16 protein-coding genes are annotated in these 24983 nt (G+C 61.6%); 12 read left to right on the top strand and 4 right to left on the bottom strand.

From position 1 onward, the window contains the following. Positions 1 to 258: 258 nt before the first annotated feature. Together ybaL and AADW18_RS15520 are read right to left on the bottom strand one after the other, a co-directional pair. The gene (gene ybaL / locus AADW18_RS15525; RefSeq protein ID WP_337344306.1) at positions 259 to 1956 is read right to left on the bottom strand and encodes a YbaL family putative K(+) efflux transporter; all 1698 of its coding nucleotides are present in this window, start codon (positions 1954 to 1956) and stop codon (positions 259 to 261) included. Between the two features lie 207 nt (positions 1957 to 2163). Beyond that, the gene (locus AADW18_RS15520) at positions 2164 to 4554 is read right to left on the bottom strand and encodes a TonB-dependent receptor (RefSeq protein WP_337344305.1); all 2391 of its coding nucleotides are present in this window, start codon (positions 4552 to 4554) and stop codon (positions 2164 to 2166) included. 189 nt (positions 4555 to 4743) lie between these two features. On the opposite strand from AADW18_RS15520, the gene AADW18_RS15515 reads away from it, so the two are divergent. The 6 genes from AADW18_RS15515 (at position 4744) to AADW18_RS15490 (ending at position 13428) form a co-directional block, all read left to right on the top strand. Then, the gene (locus AADW18_RS15515) at positions 4744 to 6597 is read left to right on the top strand and encodes an ABC-F family ATP-binding cassette domain-containing protein (protein WP_337344304.1); all 1854 of its coding nucleotides are present in this window, start codon (positions 4744 to 4746) and stop codon (positions 6595 to 6597) included. Positions 6598 to 7120: 523 nt separating this feature from the next. Next, positions 7121 to 7543 carry a hypothetical protein gene (locus AADW18_RS15510; RefSeq protein ID WP_337344303.1) on the top strand — a complete coding sequence of 141 codons (423 nt, stop codon included), beginning with the start codon at positions 7121 to 7123 and terminating at the stop codon, positions 7541 to 7543. A gap of 181 nt (positions 7544 to 7724) precedes the next feature. Further along, a complete protein-coding gene (locus tag AADW18_RS15505; protein WP_337344302.1) occupies positions 7725 to 8414 on the top strand; it encodes a carbonic anhydrase in 690 nt (229 codons plus the stop codon). A gap of 14 nt (positions 8415 to 8428) precedes the next feature. Further along, entirely contained in the window at positions 8429 to 9943 is a 1515-nt protein-coding gene (locus AADW18_RS15500) for a SulP family inorganic anion transporter (protein WP_337344301.1), read from the top strand. Positions 9944 to 12394: 2451 nt separating this feature from the next. Continuing rightward, on the top strand, positions 12395 to 12727 hold the full coding sequence (locus AADW18_RS15495; protein ID WP_337344549.1) for a zinc ribbon domain-containing protein: 333 nt from the start codon (positions 12395 to 12397) through the stop codon (positions 12725 to 12727). 77 nt (positions 12728 to 12804) lie between these two features. Then, complete coding sequence (locus AADW18_RS15490; protein WP_337344548.1) at positions 12805 to 13428, top strand: hypothetical protein; 624 nt, start codon at positions 12805 to 12807, stop codon at positions 13426 to 13428. Between the two features lie 243 nt (positions 13429 to 13671). Here AADW18_RS15490 and AADW18_RS15485 read toward each other — a convergent pair whose 3' ends face one another. Continuing rightward, positions 13672 to 14403 (bottom strand): DUF3011 domain-containing protein, encoded by a 732-nt coding sequence (locus AADW18_RS15485; protein WP_337344300.1) that lies wholly within the window; start codon positions 14401 to 14403, stop codon positions 13672 to 13674. Between the two features lie 166 nt (positions 14404 to 14569). On the opposite strand from AADW18_RS15485, the gene aspS reads away from it, so the two are divergent. The 3 genes from aspS (at position 14570) to AADW18_RS15470 (ending at position 17512) form a co-directional block, all read left to right on the top strand. Then, a complete protein-coding gene (gene aspS / locus AADW18_RS15480; RefSeq protein ID WP_337344299.1) occupies positions 14570 to 16318 on the top strand; it encodes an aspartate--tRNA ligase in 1749 nt (582 codons plus the stop codon). Positions 16319 to 16503: 185 nt separating this feature from the next. After that, positions 16504 to 16791: a DNA primase gene (locus AADW18_RS15475; RefSeq protein WP_337344298.1), complete on the top strand. Its 288-nt coding sequence runs from the start codon at positions 16504 to 16506 to the stop codon at positions 16789 to 16791. A 208-nt stretch (positions 16792 to 16999) separates the two neighbouring features. Beyond that, positions 17000 to 17512: a GNAT family N-acetyltransferase gene (locus tag AADW18_RS15470; RefSeq protein ID WP_337344297.1), complete on the top strand. Its 513-nt coding sequence runs from the start codon at positions 17000 to 17002 to the stop codon at positions 17510 to 17512. 672 nt (positions 17513 to 18184) lie between these two features. Here AADW18_RS15470 and AADW18_RS15465 read toward each other — a convergent pair. Then, the gene (locus tag AADW18_RS15465; RefSeq protein WP_337344296.1) at positions 18185 to 19126 is read right to left on the bottom strand and encodes an AraC family transcriptional regulator; all 942 of its coding nucleotides are present in this window, start codon (positions 19124 to 19126) and stop codon (positions 18185 to 18187) included. Positions 19127 to 19318: 192 nt separating this feature from the next. Between AADW18_RS15465 and AADW18_RS15460 the strand changes: the two genes are divergently transcribed. The 3 genes from AADW18_RS15460 (at position 19319) to AADW18_RS15450 (ending at position 24790) form a co-directional block, all read left to right on the top strand. Continuing rightward, positions 19319 to 20308: an aldo/keto reductase gene (locus tag AADW18_RS15460; RefSeq protein WP_337344547.1), complete on the top strand. Its 990-nt coding sequence runs from the start codon at positions 19319 to 19321 to the stop codon at positions 20306 to 20308. Positions 20309 to 20450: 142 nt separating this feature from the next. After that, the gene (locus AADW18_RS15455) at positions 20451 to 23669 is read left to right on the top strand and encodes an efflux RND transporter permease subunit (protein WP_337344295.1); all 3219 of its coding nucleotides are present in this window, start codon (positions 20451 to 20453) and stop codon (positions 23667 to 23669) included. After that, entirely contained in the window at positions 23666 to 24790 is a 1125-nt protein-coding gene (locus tag AADW18_RS15450) for an efflux RND transporter periplasmic adaptor subunit (RefSeq protein ID WP_337344294.1), read from the top strand. The genes AADW18_RS15455 and AADW18_RS15450 overlap by 4 nt, the downstream gene beginning before the upstream one ends. Positions 24791 to 24983 lie beyond the last annotated feature (193 nt).

Genomic DNA, 24983 nt, shown 5'->3' with positions numbered 1-24983 from the left:
ACGTAGGAGCGGCGTCCCGCCTGTAGGAGCGCCGTCGTGGGCGGTAGGAGCGGCGTCTCGCCGCGAGCTCTTCGCTTCCATTGCGATCTGACAGAAAGAGCTCGCGGCGGGACGCCGCTCCGCGCCCCGGTAGCCTTTCGGCGTGCGCGATCACGAGGGCGCCGCAGCGCGTTGGGATGGTGAATAGAGAGGCTTCTATCGCGATCTGCCAGAAAGAGCTCGCGGCGGGACGCCGCTCCTACAAAAAGCGGAAAGGTGCTAAACCCGCTTGGCGCGATACGGCGGCGTAGCCAACACCATCTCGCCCAGCGAAAACGCCAGCTCGCGCTCGGCCAGGACGGCACCATCGGCGCCATGTGCCAGCAGATGTTTCACCTCGGCATCGCTGTGCGCACGCGCCAGCAAGGTCAGTTCCGGATTGAGCGCGCGCAGTTTGGCCAGCGCTTCGCCGGCTTCAAGTGGCTGCGGGATCGCCAGCACCACGATCTTGGCTTTTTCCGGTCGCGCCTCGGCTAGCACCCTGTCGGAGGTAGCAGTACCGCGAATGGCGGGAATACCGGCCGCATGCGCGCGTGCGACGTGATCGCCGTTGTCGTCGATGACAATCAAGGGCACACCGCGTTCGCTCAGCACGCGCGCCAGTTCGCTTCCCACGCGGCCATAGCCAATGATGATGGCGTGGTCGCTGACATCCAGCGAAGGGCCTGGAGGCGGCTCCGATTCCTCCACCGCCGCGGCTTTCTTGGCCTGCCGTGCCTGCCAGCGGTCCAGCCACGAGAACAAGAAAGGGTTGGCGACGATCGATAGCAACGCGCCAGCGAGGATGAGATCGCGACCTTCCGGTGGCAGTATTTCCAGACTTACGCCCAGTCCGGCCAGGATGAAGGAGAACTCGCCGATCTGCGCCAGGCTTACCGAGATGGTCAGCGCAGTGCTGGTGGGATGCTTGAAAAGTCGCACGATGGCGAACGCCGCCAACGATTTGCCAACCACGATGATGAGGAAGGTCGCCACCACCTGCCAGGGCTGGTCCAGCAGAATCGATGGGTCGAAAAGCATGCCGACCGAGACGAAGAACAACACCGCGAACGCATCGCGTAGTGGCAACGAGTCGTTGGCGGCTTTCTGGCTGAGTTCGGATTCATTGAGCAGCATGCCGGCGAAGAACGCACCCAGTGCGAATGAAACACCGAACAACATGGCCGAGCCGAACGCCACGCCCAACGCGATCGCCAGGATCGACAACGTGAACAATTCGCGCGAGCCGGTGGCGGCGATGCGCTCCAAGGTCCATGGAATAACGCGGCGGCCAACCACCAGCATCATGGCCACGAACAAACCCAGTTTCAGCAACGTCCAGCCGATGGCCATCGCGATGGCCATGCCGTTGCCGGTCGCCGCGGCGTCCGCGTCCGCACCAGGCTTGCCGTTTACGACCTCCGCCAGCGCCGGCAGCAGCACCAGCGCCAGTACCATGGCCACGTCCTCGACGATCAGCCAACCCACCGCGATGCGCCCGCGCTTGGTGTCCAGTAGGCGGCGGTCTTCCATCGCCCGCAACAACACCACCGTGCTGGCTACGGACAACGCCAGGCCGAATACGAAGCCATTCAACGGCGACCATCCCATGCCCCACGCCATGCCCCAGCCCAGCAACGTGGCGACCGCGATCTGCACCAACGCGCCGGGAATCGCGATGGCTTTGACTTCCAGCAGGTCTTCCAGCGAAAAGTGCAGGCCCACGCCGAACATCAACAGCATCACGCCAAGTTCGGATAACTGATTGGCCAGATCCTGGTCGGCCACGAAGCCCGGCGTGAAGGGACCTACAAAGATGCCGGCGAGCAGATAACCGACCAATGGCGACAGGCGCAGTTTATGGGCCAGCGCACCCAGCACGAAGGCGAGGGCAAGGCCAACCGCGATGATGTTGATCAGGTCGGTGTCATGGTGCATCTAAATAGAATGATCCTCTCAGTGGCAAAAGAGTGTCGCTGATGAGGCTATCGAGGGCAAATGGAAGATGAGCGACGTATTCATCCGCCAGGTGCGCATATCCAAATCCTGCACCGCATAAAATGGGCGTTACAGCCGTTGAGATACTCTCACCCATAAAAAACGCCCCGCGGAAGCGGGGCGTTTACAGTAACTAACCCGCTTTGTTCACCATTTGTATCCAGCGTTGGCATACACATAGGCGCCATTGAAACCGAACGGCGACGAGCCGCTATAAGGCAGATAGGTGCGTGTACCTTGGCCAGCGATGGTGTCGTCGGGATATTCGTCCAGGACGTTGTCTCCACCCAAGGTGAAGCTCCAGTTGCCGAGCTTGTAAGTCGCGGCCAGATCAAGCGTCCATTTCGCGCTGTAGGTTTGATCGGCTGCTGCCGTGGTGCCGAACGTAGTGAACTCGCCCCAGCGCGTCGTTGTTGCGGTAAAGGCCCAGTCGCCGGGTGTCCAAGTGCTGCTGAGGAAGAACTTGTCGCGCGGCGAACCCTCGGTGATGCGACCGATCTCGGCCCGGCCGATGCGCACCGCGGCGGGATCGATGGCCTCCAACGCGGGTGGATTCTCGGCAACCTTCTCGATCTCGGTCTTGTTGTAGTTGTAACCTGCTGTGAGATCGACGTTGCTGCTGGCCAGCCCTAATCGGTACGTGCCCACCACATCGATGCCCGTGGTCTTGGTATCGATGGCATTGGTGAAGTAGCGGCCGCCGCCGATACCCGCATAGCCATTAGCCTGGAGATAGTTGCGCACTGCCGTTGACGTCAGATTTTCCGAGAGCACGATGCGGTCATCAATGTCGATGCGGTAGGCATCCACCGTGATGTAAAGACCATCGGCCGGCTGCAGTACAAGCCCCAGGCCATAGTTGGTCGATTCCTCGGCCTTCAACGGCTCGGCACCTAATGCGACTGCTGCCGGATTGTCGGTGCGGAAAGTGCCGATTTCAAAAGGAACCGCCACTATCGTTCCATTCGGCTGGGTAACGTTGATGAAGTTGGTGGCGACCGATTGGAAGTACTGCTGTTGCAGTGATGGTGCACGGAAGCCGGTGGATGCTGTGGCACGCAACGCGACTTTCTCGGTGAACGCATAGCGTGCGGACAGCTTGCCTGTGGTTGTGCTGCCAAAATCGCTGTAGTTTTCATAGCGGCCCGCCAGGCCAGCCGACAGTTTGTCGGTCAGATCGGCCTCCAGATCGACGTAAGCCGAATAGCTGTTGCGGTCGAAATGCCCGGCATCGGATGGTTTGAATCCAGCGAATACCTGCGCGCCGGGCAGCATTGTGCCGTCGGCCGAAGGGACGCCGCCATTGACGTAAGAGGCTGGTTCGCCGGGAGATTCATTGAATTTCTCGCCACGCCATTCGCCACCGAAGGCCAGCGTGACGGGGTAGGCCAGACCCCAATCCAGCGTCTTGCTGAAATCCGCGTTGAGCACGTTCTGGGTCACTTCCAATGTGCCGGCGTAAAACTGCGTTGGGCTATCCAGTCCCATGCTGTTGTTGAGACTGTTCTTCACCTCGAAACGCAGATTGTTCTGACCGTAGTTGTAGCTGATGTCTATATTCAGACCACCTTCGGTGCTGCCTTTGAAACCGCCGACCCACGACACGTCCTTGCTGACGTTGTAGATCTGAGGCAGAAAGCCATCGGGATAGATCTGGGGGCGATTACGGTTGTCGCCCGACCAACGAAAATAGCCATTGGACAGCACTTCGCGTTTGCTGGCCATGCCGTAGGAATAGAAGGTCAGGTAGTCGGTGGGACTGTACTCGCCGTTGTAGGACACCGCGCCCTGATCGATGTCTGGATCGCCATAGCGCTGTTGCACCACGCCCTGATACGGCTTGGCGCGATCGGTCTGGTCCTGATGACCAGCTTGTGCCGCCAAATGGATGGCACCCTTCTCGCCCAGGCTGAAGCCGGCATCGCCGGACAGCTGATACTGTTCGCCATCGCCTGCGCTGTATTGACCATAGCGTGCGGCGACACTGCCGCCATCGCCGCTACCTTTCAGCACAACGTTGATGACACCCGCGATGGCGTCGGAGCCGTATTGCGCAGAAGCGCCGTCACGCAGTACTTCAATGCGTTCGACAGCAGCGATGGGAATGGTGTTCAGATCCGCCGGCGAAGAGCCGCGGCCCTGACTGCCATTCAAGTTGATCAGTGCGGTGGTGTGATAGCGCTTGCCGTTGACCAGCACGAGTACCTGGTCCGGGGAGAGGCCGCGCAGCTGCGCGGGACGCACGGCATCGGTGCCGTCGGTGATAGCAGGACGCGGAAAGTTCAACGAAGGCACCATGCGCGACAATGCGGTCGCCAATTCAGTAGTGCCTGTGGCTTCCAGTGCTTCCGGGGTGATGATGTCTATCGGCGAGGCGGATTCCGCCACCGTCCGATCGGCGACGCGCGTACCGGTCACGATCAGTGTGTCCAGTGTGCGGGTGTCTGCAGGGGTTTCTTGTTGGTCTTGCGCAAGAGCGGGGGAAGCGGCCAGTGCCAAAGCAACAGCGATGGCGAGTGGAGAAGGCTTACGGGTCATAGCTACTCCTGGAAAGGTCGGGGTTCGATACGTGCCCATCCGTTTCATTTGAAAGGACTTTTTTGCGATGCACCAAAGGTGATTACAGCGCCATGACAAAGATGTCAACAATTTATTAACAAATCTGGGACGGCCATGTACCGATAAACTAGCGCCCCCACGCACCCGCTGATCGCAATAGGTTCCCGCTTGATTTCCCTCCGTAATTTCGCCCTCCGCCGGGGCGAACGCCTGCTTCTTTCCAATGTGGATCTGACCCTGCACGCCGGCTACCGGGTGGGCGTGGTCGGCCGCAACGGCACCGGCAAGTCCAGCCTGTTCGCTGCCATCCGGGGTGAGCTCGAGGCCGACAAAGGCGACGTGGAGCTGTCCGGCAGGCTGCGTATCGCCAGCGTGGCGCAGGAATCCCCTTCGTTGCCCGATTCGGCTTTGGATTTCGTGCTGGGTGGCGACGTGGACGTGGCCGCCGCGCTGAAGGCGGAAGCCGACGCGCTGGCGGCGGAAGACTGGGAGGCCGTGGCGAACGCCCATCACCGGCTGGAAGAGGTCAACGGTTACGACGCCACCGCGCGTGCTGGCAAGCTGCTGCACGGTTTGGGCTTCCCCGCCGAGACGCACACCCGCGCGGTGTCGGCGTTCTCCGGCGGTTGGCGCGTGCGCTTGAATCTGGCGCGTGCGCTGATGATGCCCAGCGACCTGCTACTGCTGGACGAACCCACCAACCACTTGGACCTGGATGCGGTGCTGTGGCTGGAACAGTGGCTGCTGAAATATCCGGGCACGCTGCTGCTGATTTCGCACGACCGTGAGTTCCTGGACAACGTCGCCACCCATACGCTGCACCTGCACGGCGGCGGCGCCAAGCTGTACACCGGCGGCTACACCGATTTCGAGCGCCAGCGTGCCGAACAACTACGCCAGCAGCAGATCGCGCACGAGAAGGAACAGACCGAACGCGCGCATCTGCAAAGCTTCATCGACCGTTTCAAGGCCAAGGCCAGCAAGGCCAAACAGGCCCAGAGCCGCATGAAGCGCCTTGCCAAGCTGGCGGGTACCGAAGCGGTGCGCGCGGAGCGGGAATTCCGCGTCGAGTTCGCGCAACCCAACCGTCTGCCGCACTCACTGATTCGCATCAATCATGGCGAAGCGGGATACGGCGATACCGTCATTCTTCGCAACGTCGGTTTCGGACTGGAAGCCGGCGATCGCATCGGCCTGCTGGGACCGAACGGCGCCGGCAAGACCACGCTGGTGAAGACGCTGGTGGGTGACTTGCCGTTGATCGCCGGCGAGCGCAGCGCGCATCCGGATCTGCGCATTGGCTACTTCGCCCAGCACACGGTCGAATCGCTGCACGAAGGGCAATCGCCTATCGATCATTTCCGCGATCTTTCGCCGGATTCACCTACCCAGGCCTTCCGCGATTTCCTGGGTAAATGGAATTTCCCAGGCGACCGTGCGTTCGAAGTCGTCGATGGGTTTTCCGGTGGCGAACGTGCACGCTTGGCGCTCGCTCTGATCGCCTGGCAGCAACCCAACGTCCTGTTGCTGGATGAACCGACCAACCACTTGGACCTGGAAATGCGTGAGGCGCTGGCCGAAGCGCTCAGCGATTTCGACGGCGCCATCGTCATGGTTTCGCACGACCGTCACCTGATCGGCTTGGTCTGCGACACCTTCTGGCGCGTCGCCGACGGCGTGGTGGAACCCTTCGACGGCGACCTGGACGAATACGCCGCCTGGCTGCGCACCCGTCCTTCCGCACAGGGCACCAAGCAGAAATTGGCCGAAGCCGTCCCCACACCGCCACCGCACGTCAAGCCGCTAGACCCAGCCAAGAAGATCAATCCGGTCAAGCTGGCGCAAGCCGAAGCACGCGTCGCGGAACTGGAAGGCCGCTTGGCCGCGCTCGATGCAGAGCTGGCTCGACCGGACTTGTACGCCGATCCATCGCGTGGCGCGGAGCTGAGCAGCGCGCGCAGTGCAATGCAGGCACAACTGGAGCAGGCCGAGCAGGCCTGGATGGCGCTGTATCAAGCATGAGCGAGCAGCATTAAACGATAGCCCTGCCGTGGCAAAGGCAAGATCCAACGACGATGTTTCATCGCGGCGGCGGGTGTTGCCCCGAATGAAAAACCCCTTGGATGAGGAGCGCCGCATTGCACTGGAGCCATGGCTAGTAGGTGTTGAGCCGGAGCGGATCATCCCGTTGCGTGACGGAAAAAGCCTCTGCACGGGGCAGAGAACCGGGCAGCCGATAGCTGAAAACCAGGGCTAAGGTGAAACCTTCCACGCTTCGCAAGCAGCCTTTGAACCTGGTACGAAACGCTCTTGCGCAGAAGTACCGGCGCGCGCATAGAAGGATATGCGCACCGCCTCTCTTCGAAGCGCTGTGCCATGGACGTGGGGCAGGCGATGCTCGTGTGCTTGAACTCCGTTCATTGCCAAATGGGCGTCCGCCTTTTGTGAGAGTGGCTACCTGCAGGTGGCATTTTGAAACTTGTTGTATTTACCAATGCTGCGCCGCCACATAACGTGGCAAGCCCCCCAACATTGTCAACGCAACATGCCTGCGGAAGTGCCGCTCCAGTTCGCGTCAAAGCATTTGTCGTCCACCTCGGCGAAGATCGGTTTAACTCCGGTCGGGCGCAGTCGTTTGCGTGTGCGGCAGGCATGGCACCGCAAGCGTTTTTTATGGCGGATAGCTTGCCTGATGGGAGTGTTGGCGTGGAACACGGCGATGGTTGCTGGAGAACGTATCGGTCCGCTTACAGCAACGGATGCGTTTGTTGCGGACGATCTCGACAAATCCCATAGTCACTGCCAGAGAGACCGCGATACCGAACGGACAGACCTGTCGGACGACACCTTCGGTCACGTGAGGGACGAAATGCCGTGGATAACGGTGCGTTCGGCGGCATCCACCAGCCTCCCTGTCTGGTGGTACTACATCCTGCAGCCATTGGAGCTTCCCCCTCCCATCGCTTGAGTCTTGCGCCGCACGCGATAAACCGAAGCCTGCGGACCGCAGGCTGCCGGCGCTTGTTCCGGCCTGAACTTACCGGTGTGGTTGCGTGCGCCGGATGTGGCTCCTTCTAACTAATCATTTCGGCTGCGGATGCGCCAAGTCGATGGCAGCGCGCGCCTTTCATAACTGAGGTATTTCCACTATGCATCGTTTGATCGAAGGATTTGAACGGTTTCGCGATCACGTATTTCCGCAGCGACGAGAGCTGTTTCGCCAGCTGGCGGAACAACAAAATCCACATACATTGTTCATAACCTGCGCTGATTCCCGGATCATGCCGGAAATGATCTTCTCGACTCAACCGGGCGATCTATTTGTCTATCGCAATATCGGCAATATCGTGCCGCCGTATGCCCAGCATGTCAGCGGTGTCGTCGCCGCGATCGAATACGCGGTGAAGGTGGTCAAGGTTCAGCACATCGTGATTTGCGGCCACTCCGACTGCGGGGCGATGAAAGCTTTGCAGAACCCCGAGCTGATGGGAGATATGCAGTCGGTGTCCGACTGGCTCAAGCATGCCGATGTTGCCCGAGTGGTGGCCGCGGAGAATGCTTCGACCTTGGACGAGGCGGCCAAGCTGCGCTGTCTGACCGAGGAAAACGTCATCTGCCAGCTGGAGCATCTGCGTACCTTGCCAGCGGTCGCGGCCGCGGTAGCCAAGGGCCGCTTGCGCATCCACGGGTGGGTCTATGACATCGCCCATGCCGGTCTACGGGTGTTCGATGCCAGTGCAGGGCGCTTTGTGGAGGTCGAATCGGGCAAACAGATGACCCTGGCAGATGCTACGCCGCTGGCGCGTTTCGCTGTGCATCAAGAAGAGGCGACAGCGTGAGCAGGAGCAGCGCGGTGACGGAATATTTTTCGCAACGTTTGTTTGGGCGCGATCTGCTGGCATCGGTAGTGGTGTTTCTAGTGGCATTGCCGTTGTGCATGGGCATCGCCATCGCTTCCGGGGTGCCGCCTGCTACCGGTTTGGTGACTGGCATCATCGGTGGCGTCGTGGTCGGCTTTCTGGCCGGCTCACCGTTACAGATCAGTGGCCCGGCAGCGGGTCTGGCAGTTCTGGTGTTTGAGTTGGTCCGTCAGCAGGGGATCGCGGCGCTCGGGCCGGTTGTGTTGCTCGCCGGCCTGCTGCAACTGATCGCCGGTGTCTGTCGGATGGGCGTTTGGTTCCGGATGGTGTCGCCGGCGGTGGTGGCGGGCATGCTGTCGGGCATTGGCGTTTTGATCGTGGCTTCTCAGCTGCATGTGCTGATGGACGCGGTACCCAAGGTGCATGGCCTGGACAATTTCGTTGCCCTGCCCGGCGCGCTGACAAGGGCGCTTGGTCAGACGCAGGGTAGCCACGCGCTACTGCTGGGGTTGGCGACGATGCTGGTCATGCTGGCCTGGGACAAACTCAAGCCCGCACCATTGCGTTTCGTGCCCGGCGCCCTATTGGCGGTGGTAGGCGGCACGGCGGCAGCACAATGGCTGGGCCTGACGATCAATCGGGTGGATGTACCGTCCAACTTGATGGACGCGGTGCGGCTGACCGATGTGGTTGCGATGTTCACTCAGTTCGATATTTCGTTGCTGTTGATGGCAGTTACCTTCGCCTTTATCGCCAGCGCCGAAACCTTGTTGTCGGCAGCGGCGGTGGACCGCATGCACCAAGGTGCGCGTACTCGCTATGACCGCGAACTTTCGGCACAAGGAGTGGGCAACGTGTTGTGTGGTCTGCTTGGCGCGCTGCCGATGACCGGGGTGATTGTGCGCAGCGCGGCCAATGTGCAGGCCGGCGCCGCCACTCGGATATCGGCGGTTTGGCACGGGGTCTGGCTGCTGGTGTTTGCGTTGCTGCTGCCTTGGCTGTTGCGGATGGCGCCAGTGACCTGCCTGGCGGGGATTCTGGTCTATACAGGGCTGAAGATGGTCAACTTCAAGCAAGTCAAAGAGCTGGCGAAATTCGGCCATGGCACGGCGGCGATCTATCTGGCCACCGCCGCGGCGATCGTGGCATCTGATCTGTTGGTGGGCGTAATGGTTGGGTTCGGCCTGTCGCTACTGCGACTAGCGTTGAATGCCTCCTCATTGCGGGTTGGGCTTCGCGACCATGAGCAGGAGTCCAACGCCGTGTGGCTGGACCTGGAAGGCGCGGCGACTTTCCTGAAGGTACCCAAGGTAGCCCGGACGCTGGACGATGTGCCGCCGAACACTCGACTTCACGTGAGTTTGGCCGGCCTGCGCCACGTCGATCACGCAATACTGGAACTGCTGCGCGATTGGGAGCTCAACGCGGCTTCGCGTGGCTGCGAGATGGTGATCGATTGGCGGGAGCTGGATCTGCGGGTTGAGGGAACGCGTCCGAAAACCGCGTAGTTACGACACAGCGCGAGCGCGCAAGGATGCGCGCTCGGGCGTAGCGTCAGGGCTTGCCCCGGCTGCCATGGATCTCCATGGCTTACGACGCTTGATGACACCTGTGCGCGTGTGCGTGAGCACGTCGATTTGCCGGGACGCTCAAATGAACGCGCGAACAGACAGGAGGGTGTCGACGGCGCCGCCGGGGACGTGTAAATTCCGGTCGCGGGCGGGCTCCTGGTTTTCTGGGGAAAACGAAACAGCGGATGCCACTCGCCGAGTCGTTCTTGGGGGAACACGATGAGATTTGCCAAGGCAGGGATGGCCCTTGCGGCCGTATTTTCTGTGGCCGCGTTCGCGGCGACGGTGATGCTGAGTAGTGGCGGATACTCCCCGCATGCGCGCATATCTGTGGCATCGCAGCCGATGGTAGTGGCGGCTGCTCCGATCAGGGTCAATGGTTCGCAGCCGTTGATCCCGCCGCGGCCACTACAACTATCCGGAGAAGTCGTGGGGCTGGTCCCGCAGTCGACGGGACTGACGGTAACGGTACATATCGGCGATCAATCCTATCCGGCCACGACACAAGACAATGCCTATACGGTGAATGTCGGGGTGCCGTCTCCCGAGGCAATGGTTATCGTCGAGGCGCGCGCCGTCGGCGTTCACTATCGGTCGGTGGCAGGCAGTGTTGGGCGGCTCAGGCTCCTGGCTGGTAGCGATGCGCATGCGGTGCTATCCGAACATTCTTCGCTACGAGTTTCGCCATACAGCACGGCGTTGGCATGGATGGTGCGGTTCGTTTTAGGCGGGCGAGATGCGACCACTGACATCGAGTTCGGTGAAGCCACCCGGTCAGCGGTCAATTCCGAGTTGGAGCTGGCTGCGTACGCGCTGTCGGCGGTAGTCACGAACGAGGAGACACTGCCCGCACTGTTCGAAAACGGCTATCAGCTGTTGCAGGACAAAGATGCATTCCGGCAATTCATCGCCCAGTACGGATTCACCGAAAGGGCCAAGGGATACTTGTTCCGGCAAGCCGATCATTCGGCACTGACCACGCTAGGGCAGGTGCCAGACAGAATGGTGATGCTCGATGGCGTTCCCTATGGCGAGATCGCCACGCAGGCGAATGACATTCTGCTGTTGAGCAAGCAAGCAGATGGTAGCTACGATCTTTACGAAAACGAGCCGTTCGTCAATCCAAATTACTCGGCGCGCCTGATCGGTGGCGATTTGATTTTGTATCCCACTAGCGGTGTCCAGCGTTATTACGAGAAGCCATACAGTGGCGAGATAGTGTTCGAAGAGGTAGAAGAGCAAGTGTTGCGGCGGTTGACTGCCGGTGGTGCCGTGGACGTTTGGGCGGTGCAAACCAGGTCGTACCGGCATGACACAGTGGGATCCCCATTGCATATCGACTACCGCGTGTTCTCGGCGGCTAGTCTGGACGCGTGGGCGAGGCCAGACGGCTGGCCAGCAATGTCGGCCGGCGCTCGCCCGCTGCCTTGGTTCTGCGAAACGCGCACACCCATTTCTGGAATTGCACAGCTGGGTGATTGCGGCTACGTTCAACACCAATTCCGAAGCTACCCTGCGGGCACTGGACAGACAGTAAGACACGGCTGGAATGTCGATCCGGTTAGCTTGCTTCCTCAGCCATCGACCGGCAGCCGGCCATTTAGTTGGTCGATAGATGCGCTGGGCGTGTTGCGAGTAACTTCCACTGAAGCAGATACCCGATTCTGGCGCACGCAGGGCAGATATCAGTCCGTAGGAAGCACGTTCTATTTGACGCGCTCGTTAACCGGCGCGACCGCTGGCCAGGTCAAAGTGGGGGTGAGCATGACGAGCGCCAACGTCATTACGACGCTTTCTCCTGATGAAGTGCTTGGCGAGTGGACCCAGGAACAAGCCGTTATCTCCAGGCCTCGATATACCGTCACTCCATCGCCCTTCCATGTGAAACGCGACGCGGGCGGTACCAGCACTCTCAGGTTCACGGCGGATGGCGAACTTCGTGATGTGGCGATGTTCTGGGAAGTGCACGACGGCGCCGTTTACGATGTTCGCGCCATAGGTAGATTCACGAACGCACCCAACCAATATTTCCGTACGTGCGATCAGGCAATGGAGGCGGGAGCGACGATATGTGCGGTCCAAATATATTATTTCCGCCCAATTCTGATGACGTTGGACCGCTACTATGGAGTTTGGGAGTTCTATCAGGCCCCCATCATGATCAGCAGTTCTGGGCAGACCCGGGGGCCTCTGGAGCGGGTGAGTTCCGTTCCGGGCTATTTCGCCTGTACCGGCGGCGCCTGCGTACCGCGCTTCACTTATGCGGCCACTTTTGTGGCTGGAGTAAGCCCGGCTTTCACAAATATGGCCCCTCTTCCCGCGCAACGGATTGAAAACCGCCGGATTGCCCCCACAATAAGGGCCGGTAAAGCACGTATTCCTCGCCTTATGCCTATCTACGCCTTCGAATGCACCCAGTGCGGACACAGTTTTGACCGCTTGCAGAAGCTGTCCGACCCGGATCCGGATACCTGTCCCGAATGCAGCATGATCTCGGTCAAGCGGCAGGTGACGGCACCGTCGTTCCGGCTGGCCGGCAGCGGCTGGTACGAGACCGATTTCAAGAAAGACGGCGACAAGAAGCGCAATCTCGCCGACAGCGGCGATGGTGCGGCCAAATCCGGCGGCGACAGCAAGCCGGCCGAGACGGCACCCGCGGCCAAGGCAGAAACCAAGACCGAAGCGAAACCTGCGGCGGCACCGTCTACGTCCGCGGTCTGAAGCCTGCCCCCGCCGCTTGAAGCAAGCGGCGGCTTGATGCTGGTCTGCCGTCGCGGGTAGGGTGGCGCATGAATATCCTGAAACCCACCCTGATTGCCACGGCGGCATTGCTGATCGTCAGCTGCGCTTCGTCCTCCTACGCTCCGCTTTCGCAAAATGCCGCAACCGAACCAGTGGATGGGTTCCTGGCGGCTATCGCCCGTCACTGCGGCCAAGCGTTCGCCGGGCGGGTCGTTGCCAATGAGCCCAAGCCGTCCACGCCGGATGCGTTCGAAGGCAAGCCATTGATCATGCACGTGCGCGGCTGCGATGAGCCACGGAAGCAGTTGCGCATTCCTTTCCATGTCGGCGATGACCGTTCACGCACCTGGGTGCTGACCCGGACGCCGCAGGGACTGCAGCTCAAGCACGATCACCGGCATGAAGACGGCAGCCCGGATGCCACCACGATGTATGGCGGCAACACCGTTGACGCCGAAACCGCCACCAGGCAGGCCTTCCCGGTGGACGTCGAATCCATCGCGATGTTCCAGCGCGAAGGTCTGACGGCGTCGGTGACCAATACCTGGGCGATGGAAATCGTGCCGGGGCAGCGCTTTGTGTATGAACTCAGTCGGCCGAATGGACGGCTGTTTCGGGTGGAATTTGATTTGACCCAACCGGTGCCCGCGCCTCCGGCACCTTGGGGTGCCGAGGGCTAGTTCTATGAGTGCAGGTGCAGGTGCTTGGAGCTGGGAGTGAAAGCGTTCAGGTGCTAGCTGTTTCCAGTATCAGCAATCATCGTCATGACCAGCCATTCGGCTGTTGAAGAGCGCCTCCGGCGCAGGCCGGGACCCAGCGACTTTACTGCCATCTAGAACGTAAGGCACTGGGTCCCGGCCTGCGCCGGGATGACGGATTTGTTGCGACCTGATACGAAGGACTCCTAGGTCGTGACTAGCGGCTCAGCGAACACCAAAGCGCGCGCGGCAACCTTTGTTCACCCAGATTTGCTGGCCCTGATAGCCCCAGTTAACGTTCTCGCGACACGCAGTCTTGGAGATGTTCTGGATGACGACCGGCCGGCCTTGACGGCTGTCCCAGGCGCAGGTGCGGTGGCGATTGTCTTCGCTGACGCAAGTGACGCTGTAGCCGTTTCCGCCGCCTGGATTCCAGCCGCCGCCGCCGGTGATTTCCTCGAATTCGCCGCGACAGCCATTGCGGACCCAGATGGTGCCGGGTTCCTGGCGCCAGGAATTGCCTTCGATGCACTTGCCTTTCGACAGATTGCGCACCAGGCGTGCGCGGTTGCGGAAGCCGGTTGGGCAGCCGCGTTCGCGCATGTTGATGCTTTCGCAGCGGATCACGCGGCCGGTGCCCGGATAACCGTTGCCCGGATTCGGATTCCAGCCGCCGGAACCACCGCCTAGCGAGGTGGCGATGTCCTGCTTGATGCGGCTGAAGGTCCAGTTGGATCGGTTGACCTGGTCCAGGTAGAAGCGCAGCTGATCGTCGGGGATACGGCGTCCGCGAGATTGTTCGGAATACTCCTGGCCGATCACCCGGCTTTGATCGGAGACCGACAAGGTGCGCAGGTCTTCCGGTGCGTAGGCCCGGGTCTGGACCTGGGCGGACACGCTGCCGGCCATGAAGGCCAGCAACAGCGCAAAAGCGAACTGCATCAACGGCTTATTCATGGTGGTCTCCCTTTGGGAGGCGATAGCTTAATCCCAACGGCGCGCTCCGGCGCAAGCACAGGTGGCGAAACTGATTCGGGCCACACCGGGTTAAACTACGCGGCTTGACCAGCCGACAGCTGTTATAAACCTTCCGGCGCGGCCGGACGATATTTGCGGAGCCCCCATGCGTACCCATTTCTGCGGCCTCATCGATGAGGCCATGATCGGCCAGACCGTCACTCTTTGCGGCTGGACCGATGTCGCCCGCAACCTTGGCGGCGTCTGCTTCATCGATTTGCGTGATCACGAAGGCATCGTGCAGGTGACGGTGGAGCCCGACAGCGTGGACGTCTTCGCCGTGGCGGCCAGCCTGGGCTACGAGGACGTACTGCGCGTGGAAGGCGTGGTGCGTGCACGCCACAGCGTCAACGACAAGATCAAGACCGGCAAGGTCGAGATTGTCGCCACCAGGATCGAAGTGCTGAACAAAGCCGAGCCGTTGCCGTTCCATGCGCACGAGAACGCCGGTGAAGACATTCGCCTGAAGTACCGCTACCTGGACCTGCGCACGCCGGAAATGCAACGCAAGCAGCGCACCCGCATCAAGCTGGTACAGGCGCTGCGCCGTTGGCTGGACGCGCGTGGTTTCCAGGACATCGAAACACCCATCCTCACCAAGGCCACTCCAGAAGGCGCGCGCGACTTCCTGGTGCCGGCGCGCATGCATCCGGGCGAGTTCTACGCGTTGCCGCAGTCGCCGCAGCTGTTCAAACAGATCCTGATGGTGGCCGGTTTCGACCGCTACTACCAAATTGCGCGCTGCTTCCGCGACGAGGCGCTGCGCGCCGATCGCCAGCTCGAATTCACCCAGCTGGACATGGAGTTCGCGTTCGTACGTGAGCGCGATGTACAGGACACCGTGGAAGGCATGATCCGCGACATCTTCAAGGAAGTGATGGACGTCGATCTGGCTGATCCGTTCCCGCGCATGACTTATGAAGAAGCCATGCGCCGCTACGGTTCGGACAAGCCCGATCTGCGCATTGATCTGGAATTGGTGGACGTGGCGGAGCTGGTCAGGGCATCCGAGTTCAAGGTGTTCGCCGACGCTGCCGCCAATCCGGATGGCCGCGTGGCCGCGTTGCGCGCACCGGGCGGTGCCGCGTTCTCGCGCAAGCAGATCGATGACTACGCCGCGCATGCGGCCAAGTACGGTGCGAAGGGGCTGGCTTATATCAAGCTGGGCGAGAACGGCGAAGTGACCTCGCCGATCGCCAAGTTCTTCGCCGAAGACGCCTTCGCGGCGCTGGTGAAAGCGGTGGGCCTGCAGAACGGCGACATCGCCTTTTTTGGCGCGGGGGATTACAAGGCCGTCAGCGACTTCATGGGCGCCCTGCGCTTGAAAGTCGGCAAGGACACGCATCGTGTCGCCGAAGACTGGCGCCCACTATGGGTCACCGACTTCCCGATGTTCGAGTGGGATGAAGAGGCAAAGCGTTACGTGGCGCTGCATCACCCGTTCACCGCCCCGGCGGTCGACGATATCGCTGATCTGCGCGCCAACGCCAAGACCGCGGTATCGCGCGGCTATGACATGGTGATGAACGGAAACGAGATCGGCGGTGGTTCCATCCGTATTCACCGCCCCGAAATGCAGAGTGCGGTATTTGAGCTACTGGGAATCGGTGCGGAAGAAGCAGAGGCCAAGTTCGGCTTCCTGCTGGACGCGCTGAAGTACGGCGCGCCGCCGCATGGTGGCATCGCATTTGGTATCGATCGCATTGCCGCGCTGATGGCGGGCACCGAATCGATCCGCGACGTGATTCCGTTCCCGAAGACCACCACGGCGCAATGTCTGATGACCGGCGCCCCATCGCCGATCCCGGAAGCGCAGCTGGCGGAAGTGCATATCCAGGTACGCCCCAAAAAATAACGTCGCCGAAGCCTCTGCGGACAAAGATGCACACGCTAGCACCGAAACGACTCCCGCATGGCACGTTCGCCCTTCCTCCGCCTACGCGGGGGAAGGGAACGGGATGGGGGGCAAGGCGCAGGCGATACTTTTCCAATTTCGCTCTTCCGCGCGTGGAAGAGCATTGATCGAGAGAGACGACTGACATGACAGAGCACGCATTCGCGCTGGAGTGGGAAAAACTGGGCAATGAGGGTACGGAAGCAGGCTTGTTGACCGAACGCGCCCGCGTATTTGGCGGCTGGCTGGTACGCGTGGGCCACGCCGGCGCCGCGATGGCGTTGACGTTTGTTCCCGATGGTGAGGGCCGTTGGGACGGCGAGGACTTCGGCGAAGACGATTACGAGTACGAAGAGGACGAAGAGGAAGGCGACGAGGAAGAGGAAGAAGACGAGGAAGAAGACGAAGATCTCGACGAAGAAGACGAGAAGTAACCGTCACTCGGTTGGGAAATCCGACCGGCGGAAGATCCGACTTCTGATACCGACCACGTCGAGCCTGAGCCACTTGCTCATCTCATAACAAAGGCCAATGGCGAGTTATTGCCATTCCCTCATCCGCCCCCGTATCAAGTACGGGACGGGCTCTGCGGGCACCTTCTCCCGGAGGGAGAAGGGAGCCGGGATTCGATCCGAGCACACCATGCCTACCATCCGTCGTGCCACTGTTGAAGATGCCCCCGTCCTGTCGGACTTGGCTGCTCGCACATTCACCGAAACCTTCGGTCATCTGTATCCGCCGGAAGACCTTGAGGCCTTCCTCGCCGACGCCTACGAAGTCGGCAAGCAACGCACCATCCTCGCGCACCCCGATTACGCCGTATGGCTGCTGGAAAACAACGGCGTCGCCATCGGCCACGCCGCTGCCGGTCCGTGCGGGCTGCCGCACCCGGACGTGCAGCCCGGCGACGGCGAACTCAAACGCCTGTACATATTGAAGTCGCTGCAGAACGGCGGCTGGGGCGGGCACTTGTTCCGCACCACACTGGACTGGCTGGAACGCGATGGACCGCGCACGCTATGGATCGGCGTCTGGTCGGAGAATCATGGCGCGCAGCGCTTTTACGAGCGGCATGGATTCCAGCGTGTTGGTGAGTACAAGTTTGCAGTCGGTAAGACCTTGGATGATGAGTTCATCTTGAGACGTACGCCTTAAGTATTAGCGCTTTTTTGTTCTTGGCGCTAGCGCGGATGATTCATCGGAGCGGATGATCTACGCGCTTGCCGCGGGCGTCACTTGTTCTTTGCTCGTGCAAAGAAAAGTAACCAAAAGAAACACGCCCCAGGCGGCGCGCCCTTCGGGTCCGCAATCGGGCCGGGAATTTTCGGAAGGCACATCCATGTACCTGCCGAAAACGACGCACATCCTGTGCGCCGCCCCTGCGGGGTTTAACCCGTCCCGCTTGCCGCGCCTAAACGGGGCCCCGAAGATCAAAAGCCACAGCCACAGCCACAGCCACAGCAACTGCACGAGCAAAGGCAAAAATGCAGATGTCTTGCCTTTCGCTCTTGCTCTCGCTGTTGCCCTTGCCTTTCGGGGTCCCCTTTAAGGCGCGGTGGCGCCGGTGGGTACAACCCCTTGGGGCGCCGCGCACGACGCGCGGCGTTTTCGGCAGGTACATGGATGTGCCTTCCGAAAATTCCCATCGGCGACACGCACCCGAAGGGCGCGCTGCCAGGGGTGGCCTTCTTTTGGTTACTTTTCTTGGCCACGCAAGAAGCGCTTTTCAACAGCCGAATGGCTGGTCAAAGTGACGCCCGCGGCAGCGCGGAAACCATCAGTTCCAGTGAGCTAACCGCGTCAGCGTCAAAAACTAGAAAGCCAGCATCACCGCGCCGCCAGACGCACCTGGCTGATCTCCGACCGCGGCGGCGCACCGAACAGACGCTTGTATTCACGGCTGAACTGCGAAGGGCTTTCGTAGCCGACCCGGTGCGCGGCGGTGGCGGCCTCCAAGCCCTCGGCCAGCATCAGGCGACGGGCCTCATGCAAGCGCAGTTGCTTCTGGTACTGCAACGGCGACAGCGTGGTAGCCGCCTTGAAGTTGTGGTGCAGCGAGGAGACGCTCATATGGACTGAGCGCGCCAACGTTTCGATCCGCAACGGCTCCAGATAGCGTTGCCGCAGCAGTTCCACCGCCTTGGCGATACGCTGCGGCCCGCTATCGCGCACCGCCAGGTCACGCAGGTGGTGACCCAGATCACCCAGTAGCACCCGGTAGAAAATCTCCCGCATGGCCATGGAGCCGAGGATGCGCAGGTCCGCTGGATCGTCGAGCAATCGCATCAGGCGCAGCACCGCGTCCAACAGCGGCGGGGTGACGCGTGCGGCGAAGGCAGCGCAGGTCGAACCCGCGCCATCGCCGCTGCCATGGGCGGCGGCTTCGGTGTCCATGATCAGGTCGGCGATCTGCTCGGGGTCGATATCCAGCCGAAGGCACAGATAAGGCTTTTCCGGCGTCGCTTCGATCACCTGGCCCAACATAGGCACCGTCATCGATACCACCAGATAATTCAGTGGATCGTAATGATAGGTCTGGTCGCCCAGCATCGCGATCTTGCGCCCCTGCACCACGATGCAAAGTCGCGGCTCATACACGGTGGGCGAGCAAGGCGTCAGCGTACTGATGCGCACTAGCTGCAGCTGTGGCAAAGCCGTGTTGTGGATTCCGTCGCAAGGGGCCAATCGGGCAATCCTGTCGGCCAGTTCCGTTTGCGGCGCGTGAAGCGCTTGTTGCGCAATTACTTCAGAAGGGCTCAGATGATTCATGGCATTCGCGCGTTGGGGGCGGTTGCGTCGATTATCGGCATGATGGCGGGTGTGTGGCGTACCCGAGACGAGGATTTGCAGGATCAGGCAAGTCTGCGGCAGCAATGAGCTAACGCCCGCCGTGGCATTGAATCTAACGTATCCGTACTCCTTCCCCCATCTACGGAGTTCATGATGTCTGCCGTATCCCCGATCCCACGCCGTCAGCTCGGCGCTTCCGGCCTGTCCGTATCCGCTATCGGCCTTGGCTGCATGGGCATGTCCGAATTCTATGGTCCCTCCGACGAGGCCGAATCACTGGCGGTACTGAACCGCGCACTCGATATCGGAGTGAATTTTCTCGATACCGCCGACATGTACGGTAGTGGCGAGAACGAGCGCCTGCTGTCGAAAGTATTGAGCACACGCCGCGATGAAGTGGTGCTGGCGACCAAGTTCGGCTTCATGCGCGACCCGGCCAATCCGAATGCGCGGCCGATCAACGGCCGGCCGGAGTACGTGAAGCAAGCCGCCGACGCCAGTTTGAAGCGACTGGGCGTGGATCACATCGATCTTTACTACCAGCACCGCGTCGATCCCAATGTGCCGATCGAAGATACCGTCGGCGCGATGGCCGAACTGGTGCACGCCGGAAAGGTGCGCCATCTTGGTTTGTCGGAAGCGTCGGCAGCCACGTTGAAGCGCGCCTACGTGGTGCACCCGATCACCGCGCTGCAAAGCGAATATTCGTTGTGGTCGCGCGATATCGAAGACGAAATCCTGCCGGCCTGCCGCGAGCTGGGCATCGGTGTGGTGGCCTATAGCCCGCTGGGGCGAGGCTTCCTGACCGGTGCGATCCAGTCAACCAACGACCTCGACGCCAGCGACTTCCGCCGCCAGAACCCGCGGTTCCAACCCGGCAATTTCGAACGCAACGCCAACCTGGTTGAAGCGATTCGGATGATCGCCGAGGCACGCGGCTGCACGCCGGCGCAATTGGCCCTGGCTTGGTTGCTGGATCGGGCACCGGACGTGGTGCCGATCCCGGGCACCCGGCGCGTCGCTCGGCTGGAAGAAAACGTTGCCGCTACCGCGATTCAACTGCGCGAGGACGAGCGCAACCAGATCGAAGAGATCCTGCAAACACAGCAGGTCGTGGGTGAGCGCTATGCGGAAGTCGGCCGGGCGCTGCTGAACGGATAGCGGATCGACAACCCGCACCTGCTCGCCTGTTAGTTTCGCGTCACGGGACGCGGGTGCCGGCAGAGTTATATTGCAGTGCAGCATTGGCGTGCCACGGAGCACGCCGTGCTGCTGTCTTCGTGCGAAGTGAGGAAATCCTGGCATGTGGATCGTCCAATACGCGTTGAATCGCCGCTACACCATCGGGGTGCTGGCCATCCTCATCCTGTTGTTCGGCACCCTGGCGGCGCGCCGCATGCCCACCGACATCCTGCCCGAGGTCGGCATTCCCTCGATCAACCTCATCTGGACCTACAACGGCCTGCCTGCCGCGGAAATGGCGGCCAAGATCACGTCGTTCTCGGAAGCGGCGATCATGAACACCGTCGATGACCTCAAGGAGGTCAGTTCGGTATCGCTCAACGGCATGTCGATCGTGCGCATCGACTTCCAGCCCAATGTCAGTCTGGAGCGAGCGCTGGGCCAGATTACCGCGGTCTCGCAAACGATCTTGAGGCGCATGCCGCCCGGCACCTCGCCACCCCTGGTGATTCGCAACAACGTCTCCAGCACGCCGGTAATGCAGTTGGTGCTGTCCTCCGATTCGCTGACCGAAGCGCAGCTCTACGACTACGCGCGCCTGCAACTGCGCTCGCAGATACAGACCATTCCCGGCATCCGCATGACGCTGCCGTATGGCGGCGCCGCGCGGCAGATCATGGTCGATCTGGATCCAAGGGCATTGCAGACCTATGGACTGATCCCATCGGACGTGACCTCCGCGCTGGAACGCGGCAGTCCGACGCTGCCTTCGGGCAACATTCGCGAAGGCGCACGCGAGATGCAGATTTCGCTGGAGACCAGTCCGGAAACGGCGGCCGGCTTCCTGGACCTGCCCATCGCCAGTCGCGGGGGCAACGTCATCTATGTTCGCGACGTAGCGTCGGTGCGCGACGGCGGCGCGCTGCAAACCAATGTCGCACGCTTGGATGGCGCCACCGCCGTATCGGTGGCGCTGATCAAGCTGGGCGGCGCATCCACGGTGGAAATCGTGCGCGGCGTGCGAGAAAGGCTGCCGGAGATCATCGCTTCCGCACCGCCGGGCATGCGCATCGAACCCATCTTCGACCAGTCCGTATTCGTCGACAACGCCATCGCCTCGATCCGCCACGAAGCACTGCTGGTGGGGTTGCTGGTGGCTTTCGTGGTGCTGGTGTTCATCGGTTCCTGGCGTTCCAGCCTGATCGTACTGTCGGCAATTCCGCTGGCGCTGCTGGCTTCGGTCGCCATGCTCAACCTGCTGGGTTACACCTTCAACGTGATGACGCTGGGTGGATTGGCGTTGGCGATCGGCATCCTGGTGGACAACGCGGTGGTGGATGTGGAGAACACCAACCGCAATATCGCGCTGGGCAAGGACGTACGCACAGCCATCCTGGATAGCGCGAAGGAAGTGGTGTTCCCGGAACTGGTCTCAACGATCTGCATCTGTATCGTGCTGACGCCCATCCTGCTGATGACCGGACTTTCGGCATGGGTGTTCACGCCGTTGGCGCTCGCGGTGATCTTCGCCATGGCCGCGTCGTTCCTGCTGTCGCGCACGTTGATTCCGGTGTTGTGCTCGCTGTTGCTGCCGGCCGATGTGGAAAGCCGCCGCAACCCGCGCTGGGCCGCGGAGCGCTACTTGCTGGCAGTCAATCATCGGGTCGAACACACCCTGGACCGCCTGCGCGAGCGCCATCATGCGTTGCTGGAGAGGCTGGGCCACCATGGCGGCGTGTTGACCTTGGCGGCCTGCGTGGTGATTGGGGTGGGCGCGCTATCTGCGGTATCGCTGGGGCGTGAGTATTTTCCGCAGGTTGACGCGGGGCAGATACGCCTTCAGGTCCGTCTACCAACGGGTACGCGCTTGGAGCAAACAGCGGCGCGGCTGACGGATATACAGCGCGAGATCCGCAGCATCATTCCGCCGGCCGAACTGCAAACCGTCTACGAACAGATCGGTACGCCGGACGCGGTCAACCTGGCGTTGGTGGATAGTGCGGTGGTGGGATCGTTCGAAGCCGAGTTGATGCTGCAGCTGCGCAGCCCGCATGCGCCAAGCGCCGATTACCTGGCGCAGATACGCCAGCGGATTGCGGAGAAATTCCCGGAAGTCAAAATCTTCGAGCGGCCACCCGATGCGACCAGCCGGACGTTGGCGGGGTCCGCCGTGGGTGCGTTCGAAGTGCAGGTGATCGGTCGCGACGTGGCCGGTAACCTGGCCGCGGCGCGACAGATCGAATCGCGGCTGCGCGAAGTTCCCGGCGCGGTCGACGTGACCTTGCGCCAAGTGCTGGATCTGCCGGAATACCGCATCGCGATCGATCGTAGCCGCGCGGCGCAGCTAGGCGTCAGTGCGCAGGACGCGAGCAGAGCGGTGCTGGCGGTGCTGGGATCGGCTGGCACGATCACGCCGGTGTATTGGGTCGACACCGCCAGCGCCACGTCCTATACCGTGCAAGTGCAGGCGCCGCCTGCTCAGTTGAGTGACATCGAGACGCTGCTCAACACACCGCTACGCGTGGATGCCGATGGTCGCACCGTCTTGTTACGCAACGTCGCAACAGCGACTGCACGCAGCGTGCCGGCCAGCATTGGCCGCAACACTTTGGCGCCGACGATCAGCGTGGTGGCCAATGTGCAGGGCCGTGACCTGGGTGCGGTATACGATCGTCTGACCGACATCACGACAGAACTGCAATCCACCTTGAAACCAGGCAACCGCATCGCAATCGCCGGCCAGGCAGGCGAGATGCAGAGCGCTTACAGCGAACTGGCGGGCGGGCTGTTGATGGCGGCGGTGCTGGTTTTCCTGGTGCTGGTGGTGAATTTCCAATCATGGATCCTGCCGCTGGCCGCAATGTGCGGCTTGCCATTGGCGATATCCGGCGCGGCGGTGGCGCTGTTCGTCACTGGCACACCGCTGAGCGTGCCTGCGTTGATGGGCGTGATGATGGTGATTGGCGTGTCCACCGCCAACAGCGTGCTGGTCACCAGTTTCGTGCGCGACTTGATCGCCGCCGGCCACGATCCGGAAGTGGCTGCGTACGAAGCCGCGGCCGTGCGCCTGCGCCCGGTGCTGATGACGGCCAGTGCCATGGTGCTGGGCATCGTGCCGATGGCGCTGGGTTGGGGCGAAGGCGGCGAACAGAACGCGCCGTTGGGCCGCGCGGTGATCGGTGGCCTGCTGTTCGGCACCCCAGCCACCTTGGTACTGGTGCCTTCGTTGCTCGCGGTGCTGGGCCGCCGCCGCAACCGTGCCGCATCGGCTTCAGCTACGTCAGCGGCCATCACGTCCCGCAATCCAGATACCGCACCCGGCACAGGAACCATTCGATGAAAAGTACGATACGCAGAAGAAATATCTTATGCGCCTTGTTCGCGGTTGCCGCCAGCATTTCGCTTGCGGGATGCAACCGCGGCGCCGCTCAGCAATCGAGCGAGACGGCGCCACCGGAAGTACTGACGGCGCAGGCCAAGCCTGCTGGCGACTCCTACGAGCTGCGATTGCCCGCGCGCACCGTGGCCGGCGAGACCGCGCGTTTGTTTCCACGCGCCACCGGCTTCGTCAGCGAGCGCCGCGTGGACTTGGGCGATCGCGTCACCGCGGGCCAGGTGCTGGCGGTGATCTCCGCACCGGAGATCGACCAGGCGGTGCGTGAAACCCAGGCGGATGTCCTGCAGGCACGGGCCGATCTGGAACTGGCGCGAACCAACTACGAACGTGCGGAAAGGCTGGTGCAATCGCAAGTGATCTCGCGCGAACTCTATAGCGACCGGCTTGCGGCACGCGATGCAAGCCGCGCCGCGTTGGCCTCAGCCGAAGCGCGTTGGGCCAGCGCGCGCGAACGGCAAGGTTTCCAAGTGATGCGTGCGCCGTTCGCGGGCGTGATCTCCGAGCGCAACGTCGAGCGTGGCGACCGGGTGGTCGGCGATTCCGCCGCAGCAACCGCGCCGCTGTTCGAAATCAACGCGCTGGATCCGTTGCGGATCGTGGTGGACGTGCCGCAAAGCGTGGCGTTGCAGGTGCGCCCAGGTTTGCAGGCCGATGTGGATTTCGTGGAGATGCCGGGCGAGCGCTTCAAAGCCGAAGTGGTGCGCTCGGCGCAAAGCATTTCCGACGCGGTAGGCGGCATGCGGGTGGAACTTCGTCTACCCAATCCGGAGGGCCGGATTCCTGCCGGCATGGTGGGGCAGGTTCGCCTGAGCGTGCCGCGCACCGCGCCTGCCGTGGTGCTGCCGATCAGCGCCGTGCTGCAAGGTGCCGACGGTGCCAGGGTCGCGTTGCTCAAGGACTCGGTGGTGAACTATCGGCCGGTCCGATTGGGACGCAATCTCGGCAACGAAGTGGAAATCGTGGAAGGACTGGCGGCGGGCGAAACGGTGGTGTTGTCGCCGAATGCTTTGTTGGTGGCGGGAAGTAGGGTGAGGGTCAAGGCTAGCGTTGCTGCTAAGTCTTGAAAAAAAGAGAGCTCCCTGTTGAAAAAGGGGGCGGGCGTCCGCGTAGCGGACGACGGGGGATTTGCTTTTGCTGTTGCTGTTGCTTTTTAAGAGCAACAGCAAATCCCCCTCAGTCCCTGAGGTATCCCCACGTTTTTCATACTGAGATCAACCGCTTATTGGCGATCTGACTGGAAAGTAGTGCGCGCATGAC

The sequence above is a fragment of the Pseudoxanthomonas sp. CCNWLY206-1 genome, assembly GCF_039710385.1.
In the GTDB taxonomy this organism is placed as follows: domain Bacteria; phylum Pseudomonadota; class Gammaproteobacteria; order Xanthomonadales; family Xanthomonadaceae; genus Pseudoxanthomonas_A.
Note: the sequence above shows the minus strand (reverse complement) of the source record. Positions and strands in the feature narration are given on the sequence as shown.

Coding starts and splice junctions, on each gene's coding strand:
- AADW18_RS15465 (WP_337344296.1), bottom strand. CDS start 19,126: ATGAATCATCTGAGCCCTTCTGAAGTAATTGCGCAACAAGCGCTTCAC.
- AADW18_RS15505 (WP_337344302.1), top strand. CDS start 7,725: ATGCATCGTTTGATCGAAGGATTTGAACGGTTTCGCGATCACGTATTT.
- AADW18_RS15455 (WP_337344295.1), top strand. CDS start 20,451: ATGTGGATCGTCCAATACGCGTTGAATCGCCGCTACACCATCGGGGTG.
- AADW18_RS15510 (WP_337344303.1), top strand. CDS start 7,121: ATGCCTGCGGAAGTGCCGCTCCAGTTCGCGTCAAAGCATTTGTCGTCC.
- ybaL (WP_337344306.1), bottom strand. CDS start 1,956: ATGCACCATGACACCGACCTGATCAACATCATCGCGGTTGGCCTTGCC.
- AADW18_RS15520 (WP_337344305.1), bottom strand. CDS start 4,554: ATGACCCGTAAGCCTTCTCCACTCGCCATCGCTGTTGCTTTGGCACTG.
- aspS (WP_337344299.1), top strand. CDS start 14,570: ATGCGTACCCATTTCTGCGGCCTCATCGATGAGGCCATGATCGGCCAG.
- AADW18_RS15495 (WP_337344549.1), top strand. CDS start 12,395: ATGCCTATCTACGCCTTCGAATGCACCCAGTGCGGACACAGTTTTGAC.
- AADW18_RS15450 (WP_337344294.1), top strand. CDS start 23,666: ATGAAAAGTACGATACGCAGAAGAAATATCTTATGCGCCTTGTTCGCG.
- AADW18_RS15470 (WP_337344297.1), top strand. CDS start 17,000: ATGCCTACCATCCGTCGTGCCACTGTTGAAGATGCCCCCGTCCTGTCG.
- AADW18_RS15485 (WP_337344300.1), bottom strand. CDS start 14,403: ATGAATAAGCCGTTGATGCAGTTCGCTTTTGCGCTGTTGCTGGCCTTC.
- AADW18_RS15475 (WP_337344298.1), top strand. CDS start 16,504: ATGACAGAGCACGCATTCGCGCTGGAGTGGGAAAAACTGGGCAATGAG.